This is a genomic window from Roseibium album (assembly GCF_001404515.1).
In the GTDB taxonomy this organism is placed as follows: Bacteria; Pseudomonadota; Alphaproteobacteria; order Rhizobiales; family Stappiaceae; genus Roseibium; species Roseibium album.
This window is the reverse complement of the sequence record NZ_CXWE01000003.1, coordinates 745,829-756,777: the sequence shown is the minus strand read 5'-3', so window position 1 is coordinate 756,777 and position 10,949 is coordinate 745,829. Positions and strand designations below refer to the sequence as shown.

Genomic DNA, 10,949 nt, shown 5'->3' with positions numbered 1-10,949 from the left:
GGCCGGTTTGGCGGTGCATTGACCTTTCTCACGATCCTGCTCAGCACGCTGCTCCTGGCCTCGACCACGATCCTTCTCGCCTCAGGAAACCCGACCGGCAATGCAAATGTTCCCGCTGTTTCCGCCGCTTTCATGGTGCTGCTGCGAGCGCTCGGCGTCTCGATCCTGCCCCCTCGGGGCGATCTTTCGGGAATTCGCGAAGCGGTTGGTTCGATCGTGCTGTCGGTCGGCGCCGGCGGCCTCTGGCTCGCATTTGATCCACTTCGATTTCCGGTCGCAGTCTCGGCAGCCCTGCTGCTCTCGTGGCCATTTCTGGTCGACGGCATCAATGCCTTTGCTGACAAGGTTTTTCAAAAGGGTGCGCTTGCCGCCGGTGCACGAGATCTGGCTCCAGCCGCTCTTACCGCAATCGGCCGCGCCGGCGACATTGTCATCGACAAGACAGCCCTGATGTCAGGACCGGACCTGATGGTGACCAATGTGATGGCATTCGACAACGAGCCAAGAACCCTGCTTGCAGTCGCGGCTTCCGCAGAGGCGCAATCAAGCCATCCGGTTGCCTTGGCCTTGCGTCAACTCGCTAGCCAGTGGCGCGTGCCTCTGAAGACACCCGACCGTTTCGAACCGACACACGGAATTGGCGTGGTTGCCCTCCTTGGCGGCCAGACTGTCGTGATCGGCACGACGGAACTATTGAAGCAGCTCAAGATCGACAGTTTTACGGCCGATGCCATTGCAAGGTCGCTCGAGGCAGATGGCAAAACCGTTTTGCGGGTCGCGGTCGGCGGGCGTGTGGTCGGTGTCCTCGGGCTTGAAGGTACCCTCAGGCAAGATGCAGGTGCCGCCGGGATGGCCATGCGTGCCGAAGGTTTGACACCCTGGCTCTTCACCAATGACGGCTCCAAAACGCGCATGGCACTTGCCGATATGCTCGGGCTTGAATGTCCGGATGAAACGCAGACCGCGACAACGGCCCAGGCAGCTTCCGCACTGGTTTCCGGCAACGGCACATCGCTGTTTCTGACCCTGTCGCAGGACCGAAGCTCTCTGGAGCTCTACGCCTGCACATCAAAGGCCCCGAATTCGCCCGACGAACCGCATCCGATTGCCGTCAGCAATACAGACGAAATCGGGGCGTTTCCTGCGCTCAAGGCCCTCGCGATGCGCAGAGAGGTGCTCGCAGGTCGCGCCAGAAAACTGATTGTTGGACTTTGGGTGCTTGGCGGCCTGTGCGGAGCGTCAACCGTGGTGCCGGTCCACGCGACCCCGCTGCTGTTTGGTGTTTGTCTGGTAATCCTCCTGGGCTTTGCGCGTGTCGGCATTGGAGGTCGCCAAATCGGCCGGCTTTGAACCAAAGAGTCTCATATGATGAGACCATATTGAACAGACATTGCCTTTACAGCGCCCGAAGCGTGGTGTTTATCCTGCCTTATATCTTGAAAAGATTGAGGGAAGAGGCGCGATGAGCGACAAGAAACAGCCGAAGCTGCGGTCAGCGGCGTGGTTCGACAATCCGGATAATCCCGGTATGACAGCGCTTTACATCGAGCGTTACCTCAATTTCGGCATTACCCGGGAAGAACTGCAATCCGGCAAGCCGATCATCGGCATCGCCCAGACCGGGTCGGACCTCTCGCCCTGCAACCGACACCACCTGGAACTGGCAAAGCGGGTCCGGGAAGGCATCCGCGACCAGGGCGGCATTGCTTTCGAATTTCCCGTTCATCCGATTCAGGAAACGGGCAAGCGTCCAACGGCGGCGCTCGACCGGAATCTGGCCTATCTGGGCCTGGTTGAACTTCTTTATGGCTATCCGATTGACGGCGTCGTTCTGACAATCGGCTGCGACAAGACCACACCGGCCTGCCTGATGGCGGCAGCGACCGTGAACGTCCCGGCAATCGCACTTTCCGTCGGTCCGATGCTGAACGGCTGGTACAAGGGCGAGCGGACAGGGTCAGGCACAATCGTCTGGAAAGCCCGCCAGATGATGGCAGCCGGGGAAATCGACTATGCCGGGTTCATGGACCTTGTCGCTTCAGCGGCTCCATCGGTGGGCTACTGCAACACGATGGGCACCGCAACGACAATGAATTCTCTTGCGGAAGCGCTCGGCATGCAGTTGCCAGGAGCCGCCGCGATACCCGCGCCCTACCGCGAACGCGGCGCGATTTCATACGAAACCGGCAAACGCATCGTCGACATGGTTCACGAGGACCAGAAACCCTCAGATATCATGACACGGGAAGCGTTTGAAAACGCCATTGTGATCAACTCGGCGATCGGCGGATCCACCAATGCCCCGATCCACCTGAACGGTGTTGCCCGCCATGTCGGTGTCGAACTGGACAATGACGACTGGCAGAAAGTTGGTCACGATGTGCCGCTTCTGGTCAACCTGCAGCCAGCCGGTGAGTATCTCGGCGAAGACTATTTTCATGCAGGCGGCGTACCGGCTGTCGTTGCCGAGTTGCTGCGCCACGGCAGGCTTCCCCATCCCGATGCGGTCACCGCGAACGGCAAAACAATCGCCGAGAACTGTGAGGGCATCGTCACCGACCTTCCCGACGTGATCAAATCATTCGATGCCCCGATGATGGACCGGGCCGGGTTCATCAATCTCAAGGGCAATCTGTTCGACAGTGCCATCATGAAGACCAGCGTGATTTCCAAGGAATTCCGGAGCCGCTATCTTTCCAATCCGGATGACCCTGAAGCCTTCGAGGGTCGCGCCATCGTCTTTGAAGGGCCGGAGGACTATCACCACAGGCTTGACGATCCGGACCTGGAGATCGACGAGAACTGCATGCTCTTCATTCGCGGCACCGGACCGGTCGGCTATCCCGGTGGGGCGGAGGTCGTCAACATGCAGCCACCTGCAGCCCTGATCAAGCGTGGCATCACGGAGCTTCCCTGCATTGGCGACGGCCGCCAGTCCGGCACGTCCGGATCACCGTCCATCCTGAATGCGTCGCCCGAAGCGGCGGCGATGGGTGGTCTTGCATTGCTCAAGACCGGTGACCGGGTGCGCATCGACCTCAACAAGGGAACCGCCGATATCCTGATTTCGGACGAGGAGCTGGCACAGCGCCGCAAGGACCTCGAGGCATCGGGCGGTTTCCAGGTTGCCGACAGCCAAACGCCGTGGCAGGAGATCCAGCGCGGCATGGTTGGCCAGTTCGACAAGGGAATGGTGCTGGAACCGGCGGTCAAGTACCAGGACGTTGCTCACACAAGAGGCTTGCCACGGGACAATCACTAGAGAGTGTTTCTTGACCCGGACGACCAGAGCGCCGGTTGGCAACGCCTATTGCCGCCTGACGGAACAAGTGAAATTTGCCACTTGACGATTACGTAAAGGTCATACATCAAGAAAGCAACGAACGACAGCTGCCAGATTCAGATAGGAGACAACTCATGTCCTTGGAACAGCTCACGGAAGGTGTCCGCGAAAAAGTCGCCAGCGGTGGAATTGAAGAAAGCGTCAAGTTCGACATGGGCGGTGACGGCGTCATTTTTCTTCAGGGCTCGGATGTCAGCAATGATGATGGTGATGCCGATTGCACGATCAAGATTTCTGCGGAAGATCTCGCCGATCTCCTGTCGGGCGAGTTGAACCCGACAAGCGCTTTCATGGGTGGCAAGATGCAGGTCGAAGGCGACATGAGTGTCGCGATGAAGCTCGGCAGCATCGTCTGATATTTGGGGGAAAACCCAATCCCAAGCCGGTCCGCTGGGCCGGCTTTTTTTGTCGTACGCCTTGATGGACCAAGTGCTCCGGTCTTCTACCAGAGCTCGAGTTCACCCTCCTGTTTGAGAGTTTCAAACCATTCGTCGGGATTCATGGCGATCCTGGCATGCTTGACCATGGCTTCGTTCATGTCAGCCAGTCCGGTCGTGTCCGGCCACTTTTCCGGCTGCCAGATGTTTGACCGGAAAACGCATTTGGGGCAGTGCATGAAGGCGCTCTTCACATGAATCACCAGTGCGAGCTTCGGTTCGCGCCCGTTGATTGCCATCGACGCAATCAGATCACGGTCCCTGACGATCCTGGCTTCCCCGCGAATTCGAAGCGTTTCACCTCTGCCCGGTATCATGAAGAGAACGCCGACCCTCGGGTCCTTCAGGACATTGTGGAACGTATCCAAACGCCTGTTTCCGGGCCTGTCGGGGATCGCCAGCGTGGTTTCATCAAGGACCTTCACAAATCCGGCGGGATCACCTCTCGGGGACACATCGAGATATCCATCCGGATTTGCCGTCGCAAGAAAGCAGAACGGCGCGTGTGAAATGAAGTCCCGGCAGATGGAGTCCAGCGCGGGAATCTCCTTGTGAATGATCTGCGGCAGCGGTTCGCCCGTGATTCCCTCAAGGTCCTCGGCGCGGGTCACGATATCGGAAAAACCGGAAAAGGGGTCGCTGTCGTTCGTCATCGGAGGCTCCTGTCATGCCGAAAAGAATGAACGGCAATTCCCGTCTGTCAACCAGAGCATCTCGATGATCAAAAACAGAAACGGCCGGACATGGCCCGGCCGTCTGTGCGTTTTGGTGCCCGTATCCTATCGCGTGATGATCTCCGGCCCCATGAAGTAATAGGGCAGGAACGTCGAAAGCGCCGGAACATAGGTCACGATGACGAGGAACAGCAGAAGCACCAGCACAAAGGGCGCGGCTGCCTTTACCACCTGAACCAGACTCATGCCGGTAATTCCTGATGTCACGAACAGGTTCAGTCCGATCGGCGGCGTGATCATGCCGATTTCCATATTCACCACCATCAGGATACCGAGATGGATCGGATCAACGCCGAGCTCCAGTCCAATCGGAAAGACGACCGGAGCCACGATCAGCAACAGGCCGGACGGTTCCATGAACTGTCCGCCAATCAGCAGGATGATGTTGACCGCCAGCAGGAAGGTGAACCAGTTGAACCCGGCCTCGACCATCCAGTCAGTGATCACCTGCGGTATCTGCTCGGCGGTAAGTGTGTGAGCAAACAGGAGCGCGTTGACGATGATGAACATCAACATGATGGTCGTCTTCGACGAATCCGTCAGTACCTTCTTGGTGTCCTTGTGGACCATAGCCGGGAAGAACTTCCAGGCAATGAGTCCGAGATTGCGGCCCCAGACCTTGCCGCCTGCGCCATAGGCAGCCGGCAGCGCAGCAGGGCTAAGACCGCCCCTGAGCAACGGGTAGGCGACCAGGGCAGCAATCAGCACGATGATGCTGTCGAGACCGAAGAAGGCGCGCTCGGTCGCGAGTTTTGCAATGGCGGACCAGGTGAGCATGGCAACGAACGCGTAGGTAATTGCCTTGAACCCGGTCAAGGCAAGCGGACTGTCGCCTTCATTGATCCAGCCGATCCCGGAAAGCGGCCCCATGTCCCGATAGACAAAAAGCGCGATCAATCCGGCATAAACGGCAGCCACGGCAGCAGCCTCGGTCGGTGTGAAGATACCCAGATAAATTCCACCGAGGATGATGACCATCAGGAAGAGGCCGACAGCTGCTTGAGACAATGAGCTCCAAAGCTCCTTGGACCCCGCCCATGGCTGCGCCGGCAATTTTTTTATCCGGGCCATGATGTAGATCGCCGTCATCAGCATCAGGCCGGCAATGAGACCGGGAATGACACCTGCAAAGAACATTCTGCCGACAGAAACGTTCGTTGCGGCCGCATAAACCACCATCACAATCGATGGCGGAATCAAAATGCCGAGCGTGCCCGCATTGGCGATGACCCCGGCGGCAAATTCCTTCGTGTAGCCGGCCTGACGCATGCCGGCGATGGCGATTGTGCCGATGGCGACAACGGTGGCCGGTGACGAACCGGAGAGCGCCGCAAAGAGCATGCAGGCAAAGACAGCCGCAATGGCGAGGCCTCCGCGAATCCACCCGACAGCGTCGATCGAAAAGCGAATGATCCTCCTTGCAACACCGCCGGTCGACATGAAGCTGGAGGCCAGGATGAAGAACGGGATCGCCAGCAACGTGAAGTTCTGCGAGGCATTGAACAGCTGCACGGCAACCGAACTCATCGAATCGTGGCTGAAGAGCGCAATGTAGAGCACGGCGGACAGGCCGAGCGAAATGGCGATCGGTACCCCGAGGAACAGGAAGCCGAACAGGAAAATGAAGAGAAATGCGGTTTCCATCGGGCCCTAGTCCTTCAGCACGTCTTTGTTTTCCGCCACCAGGTCTTCTGCCTCGTGGGCAGCGATGATGGCGTCTTTTTTACCCATGAGGATGAGCACGAATGCCTGCGCAGCCCGGAAGGCCAGCAACAGGAGACCAACCGGCAGGATGACGTAGGGTATCCAGCGCGGAACACGTTCCTTGACGTCGAACCATTCCTGAATGAAGACCGGCCATTTCAGGTCTTCCATGCCGATGGGCAACTTGTAGAACTTGGCGACATAAGCGAACGCACCACCCGACGAGCCTTTGTTTTCAAGCCCGAACAAGGCCCCGAACCAGGTCGCGTCAAACAGAAGCAGGGCATAAAGTACCGTCAACGCCGCACCGAGCAGAGCGGCCAGCCTGAACATCGGTTTCGGCAACAGGTTGATCACCGCATCAACCCCGAGATGGGCACCGATCTTGATGCCGTAGCTCATTCCGAACAGGATCAGCCAGGCGAACAGGACACGTGTGAATTCGAGCGCTCCGGTCCAGCCTGAATTGAAGCCATAGCGGGCGACCACCTGACTGAAGGTTACGATGGTCATCAACGCCAGAATCAAGGCGAGGATGTTTTCCTCCAAGGAATCGACAAACCGTCCGACACGGGACATGACAGCCTCCCCAATGCCGGCGCGCTGCCGCACCGGCCTTGCGCGCCAGAAGCGCGCCGCATGAAATTTTGAAATTGATTGCGTCAGAAGATGGGCTCGCCAAGCGAGCCCATCCCGTCAGACCACGAAGTCTTAGCTTGCCTTGTTTGAAGAGACGGCCGCGTCGATGACATCCTGACCGATGTCGTCGCGGAACTGGTCCCAAACCGGCTTCATGGTGTTGACCCATTCGTCACGCTGCTCAGGTGTCAGCTGGCGAACAACACCCTTGTTTTCGATGATCTTCTGCTTGTTGGCTTCGTTGATCTCCGCTGCGCGCGCGTTGTACTCGTCGGAGACTTCGTTGAAGATCGTCAGGAACTGGTCACGGGTATCCGCTTCCAGGCTGTCCAGCCATTCCTGAGAGGTCACGGCCAGATAGGTCAGCAGCTGGTGGTTGGTTTCCGTAGTGCCGTCCTGAACTTCGAAGAACTTCTTGGTGTAGATGTTGGACCAGGTGTTTTCCTGCCCGTCGACAACTCCGGTCTGCAGCGCACCGTAGACTTCCTTGAATGCCAGTTTCTGCGCATTTGCACCCATGGCTTCGATCATGGCGACCGCCACGTCGGACGTCTGCACGCGGAACTTCAGACCCTTGGCATCGCTTGGAACCAGAAGCGGCTTGTTGGCAGAGAACTGCTTCAGACCGTTGAAGACATAACCAAGACCGACAAAACCGTAGTCGGACATGGCACCCAGAAGTTCCTGACCCTTTTCGCCCTTGGTGAAGGTGGTCACGGCGTCCATGTTGGTGAACAGGAACGGCAGGTCGAAGACGCGGTATTTCAGCGTGTAGGACTCGAATTTCGACAGGGACGGTGCTGCAAGCTGGACATCGCCAAGAAGCAGGGCTTCCATCACCTTGTTGTCGTCAAACAGCTGTGAAGACGGGAACACCTGCATGCAGGCCTTGCCATCCATCTCGGTGTTGATCCGGTTGGCAAGTGCTGTTGCCATCTCACCTTTCGGGTGACCCTGGGCCGAAACCACGTGGCTAAACTTGATGACAACTTCGCCGTCGCCGCATTCATCGGCCGCCTGGGCAGCGGATGTCATGGCAAAGGAAGCCGCAGCAGCAGCGGCGATTACAAATTTTTTCATCGGATGTCCTCCCAGACATTTTGGTAAGGCGGCCATTTGCTTGACCGGACAGCACAGAGGCTGGTCCTGCGCTTATTCGCAAGGCGTGTGCCAACTTTGAGTTCCTGGATAAAACGACAGGATTCCGGCGGATGCTTTCGAAAATTCCGGTCGTCGGGAAGGTCATCTTGTCGAAAATGGGTGGCACCTGACACATGCGATGCGCCCAATGTGTCGAAACCGACACATTACTCAGCGCCAAAGAGCGCCGCTTTTCGCATCGTGGTGAATGCGATTTTCAAGTCGTGCAAGCTTTTCGGGGTTTCGGATCATGAACACCTGGTCGACCAGTCCGGACGTGTCAAATCCCAACGTCGTCGCAGTCACAATGCGCGCACCGTCGTACTCGACCAGACCTCGCAATCCGTTGATTTCAATCTCGACAGTCCGGTCTTCCGTCCACAAGCGACTGAGGATTTTGGCGATGTATTTGGAAACGACATCCGATCCCTGGAGCGTGCGGGTGATCGCGGTGGCCTTTCCACCTCCATCCGTCCGAAGCTGAACAGAGTCTGCCAGAAGCGCCGCCAATTTGTCCGTCGATCCGGTTGCAAGCGCAGACATGAATGCCTTGAGGAGAGCACTTTGCTGGTCAGGAGTGGGAACAGACCTTGAAGAATGCGACCGGACAAACCGGCCCGCGCGCGAGACCAGTTGACGGCATCCGGCTTCGCTCATCTGCAGCGTGTCGGCGACTTCCGGATAAGGTTTTCCGAACACTTCCCGAAGCAGATAAGCCGCCCTTTCCTTTGGCGTCAGCCTTTCCAGCAGCATGAGAAAAGCCGTCGTCAACGATTGAGCCCGCTCCAGATCGGTTTCCGGATCGGAACCGGCATCGGTCTGAAGCGGCTCGGGAATCCACGGGCCGACATAGTCGACCCGTTTCCTGTGAGCAGCCTTGAGATAATCCAGGCAACGATTTGTGCAAATCGTGGTCAGAAAGGCTTCAGGATTTGAAACCGTGTTTCCGTCCACGCTCTGCCATTTGACAAAGGTATCCTGTACCGCATCCTCGGCGTCGGCCATGGAGCCGAGCATCCGATAGGCCAGGCCGAGCAGACGTGGCCGCGCCTGTTCAAAGAAGTCGTTTCTGGACATCATTGCCGCATCAGTGGTTCGAGACCTGTATCCGGTTCCAGAGATTGATCATCGCCACCGAAGATGTGATCGCGCTGATTTCACCGTCGGAGAAGTGGGAGCGCAGATCGGCTCTGAGAACGGAATAGTCCGTCTTCGGATCAAGGTTCGTCAAGGCTTCAGTCCAGGCCAATGCGGCCTTTTCCGCAGGCGTGAAATCCTCGACATGCCGCCAGACGGTCAGGCGCTGCAGACGTTCCTGGCTTTCGCCATCATCCAGGGCTTCCTTGTTATGCATCTTTACGCAATAGGCGCACTGATTGATCTGAGATGCCCTGAGATCCAGCAGGTGATGCAGTTTAGGATCAAGGTCGGACTTGCCGATCTCTCCGCTGGCAGCCACAAACCGCTGAAGTACCGAAGGGATGAAGTCCTGATAGTTGATTGGATTGGCAGTCGTCATTGGTGTCTTCCTGGAGAAGTTTACGGGAGTAACACTCCTTTGACGAACGGACAGTCCCCATTGTGACGAACAGGCTGAAAAAAACCGGGTAACCGTCACACAGCGTCGATCTCGTCTTTTCCAAGTCCGTGTTTACGCATCTTTTCGTAAAGAGCCTTTCGCGAAAGACCCAGATTTTCATAAGTCGGTTTGATCACGCCGCCGTTGCGCTTGAGTTCAGCCGCAATAAGCGCACGCTCGTAATTCGCGATCTGTTCGAACAGACTGGAGCCGTTGGAAGACTGAGGATCGGATTGCTGTTCAAGCCCAAGCACGAACCGGTCGGCCACGTTTCGCAACTCCCGAACGTTACCCGGCCAATCGCGTGCCATAAGGTCGGCAAGGTAAAGCTCGCCGATGTCGGGAATTTCGCGACGGTAGCGCGCCCTGGCCTCGACGGCCAGATGCCGGAACAACAGCGGTATATCCTCGATACGGTCGCGCAGCGGCGGGATCTCGACGTTGACGACATTGAGGCGATAAAAGAGATCCAGCCGGAAACGGCCTGCCTTGCCGGCGGCTTCCAGGTCTTCCTTTGTCGCGGCGACGAAACGAACATCCAGTTCAATCGCCTTGTTGGAGCCAAGCCGCTCGATGGTTCGCGTTTCTATGACCCGCAGCAGTTTGACCTGAAGTTCCAGGGGCATGGATTCGATCTCGTCGAGAAAGACCGTGCCGCCATGGGCGTGTTCAAGCTTGCCGATCCTTTGTCCGCTGGCACCGGTAAAGGTGCCTTTCTCGTGGCCGAACAGTTCCGATTCGATGATCTCGGCCGGCAAAGCGCCGCAGTTCAGCGCAACGAAGGGCTTGTCCTTGCGAGGTCCTTCATCGTGGAGTGCCCGTGCAACCACCTCCTTGCCTGATCCTGTCTCTCCCAGAATCAGAATGTCGGCGTCTGTCGCAGCAAGCGCCATCACGTTTTTGCGCAGCAGATCCATCGCCGGTGTGCGCCCGACCAGGCGGCTTTCAAGCCCGGTTCTGTCCGCCAGTTCTTCGCGCAGCTTCCTGTTCTCAAGAACCAGCCGGCGCTTGTCCAGCGCGCGTTCCACCACAGAGGCGAGATGTGCAACGGAGAACGGCTTTTCCAGGAAATCGTACGCGCCTGCGCGCATCGCCTCGACCGCAAGCGGCACGTCCCCATGTCCGGTGATCAGTACAACAGGGAGCGCCGGATCGATTTCAAAGGCGTTTTTCATCACCTGAAAACCGTCGGTCCCCGGCATGCGGATATCGGTCACCAGGACGCCGTAGAAGTCCCGACTGATGCGCTCAAGTGCACTTTCCGGCCTTCCGGAGGCAAAGACGTCCTGACCTGTCAGTTCCAGCCCCTGGCTCAAGGAACCCCGAAGCGCTTCCTCATCGTCGATCAACAGAACCGTTGCCTGATCCATTTT

10 protein-coding genes are annotated in these 10,949 nt (G+C 57.7%); 3 read left to right on the top strand and 7 right to left on the bottom strand.

Translation table 11 applies throughout. The features are described from left to right. Nucleotides 1–18 precede the first annotated feature (18 nt). From LA5095_RS13030 to LA5095_RS13020, 3 genes are all read left to right on the top strand, one after another. On the top strand, nucleotides 19–1,350 hold the full coding sequence (locus tag LA5095_RS13030; protein WP_208992661.1) for an HAD family hydrolase: 1,332 nt from the start codon (nucleotides 19–21) through the stop codon (nucleotides 1,348–1,350). 112 nt (nucleotides 1,351–1,462) lie between these two features. Beyond that, complete coding sequence (locus tag LA5095_RS13025) at nucleotides 1,463–3,262, top strand: IlvD/Edd family dehydratase (protein WP_055115453.1); 1,800 nt, start codon at nucleotides 1,463–1,465, stop codon at nucleotides 3,260–3,262. Between the two features lie 155 nt (nucleotides 3,263–3,417). After that, nucleotides 3,418–3,699: an SCP2 sterol-binding domain-containing protein gene (locus tag LA5095_RS13020; RefSeq protein WP_029063301.1), complete on the top strand. Its 282-nt coding sequence runs from the start codon at nucleotides 3,418–3,420 to the stop codon at nucleotides 3,697–3,699. 86 nt (nucleotides 3,700–3,785) lie between these two features. Here LA5095_RS13020 and LA5095_RS13015 read toward each other — a convergent pair whose 3' ends face one another. The 7 genes from LA5095_RS13015 to LA5095_RS12985 all read right to left on the bottom strand — a co-directional run bounded on the left by LA5095_RS13015 (nucleotide 3,786) and on the right by LA5095_RS12985 (nucleotide 10,946). Next, entirely contained in the window at nucleotides 3,786–4,433 is a 648-nt protein-coding gene (locus LA5095_RS13015; RefSeq protein WP_055115451.1) for an MSMEG_1061 family FMN-dependent PPOX-type flavoprotein, read from the bottom strand. A gap of 126 nt (nucleotides 4,434–4,559) precedes the next feature. After that, the gene (locus LA5095_RS13010) at nucleotides 4,560–6,158 is read right to left on the bottom strand and encodes a TRAP transporter large permease (protein ID WP_055115449.1); all 1,599 of its coding nucleotides are present in this window, start codon (nucleotides 6,156–6,158) and stop codon (nucleotides 4,560–4,562) included. 6 nt (nucleotides 6,159–6,164) lie between these two features. After that, nucleotides 6,165–6,797: a TRAP transporter small permease gene (locus LA5095_RS13005; protein ID WP_029063304.1), complete on the bottom strand. Its 633-nt coding sequence runs from the start codon at nucleotides 6,795–6,797 to the stop codon at nucleotides 6,165–6,167. Nucleotides 6,798–6,929: 132 nt separating this feature from the next. Further along, nucleotides 6,930–7,937: a DctP family TRAP transporter solute-binding subunit gene (locus LA5095_RS13000; protein WP_029063305.1), complete on the bottom strand. Its 1,008-nt coding sequence runs from the start codon at nucleotides 7,935–7,937 to the stop codon at nucleotides 6,930–6,932. A gap of 231 nt (nucleotides 7,938–8,168) precedes the next feature. After that, nucleotides 8,169–9,077, bottom strand: coding sequence for an RNA polymerase sigma factor SigJ (gene sigJ, locus LA5095_RS12995; protein ID WP_104703120.1), 909 nt, complete (start codon nucleotides 9,075–9,077; stop codon nucleotides 8,169–8,171). A gap of 7 nt (nucleotides 9,078–9,084) precedes the next feature. Next, on the bottom strand, nucleotides 9,085–9,516 hold the full coding sequence (locus LA5095_RS12990; RefSeq protein ID WP_055115447.1) for a carboxymuconolactone decarboxylase family protein: 432 nt from the start codon (nucleotides 9,514–9,516) through the stop codon (nucleotides 9,085–9,087). Nucleotides 9,517–9,611: 95 nt separating this feature from the next. After that, nucleotides 9,612–10,946, bottom strand: coding sequence for a sigma-54-dependent transcriptional regulator (locus tag LA5095_RS12985; RefSeq protein ID WP_055115446.1), 1,335 nt, complete (start codon nucleotides 10,944–10,946; stop codon nucleotides 9,612–9,614). Nucleotides 10,947–10,949 lie beyond the last annotated feature (3 nt).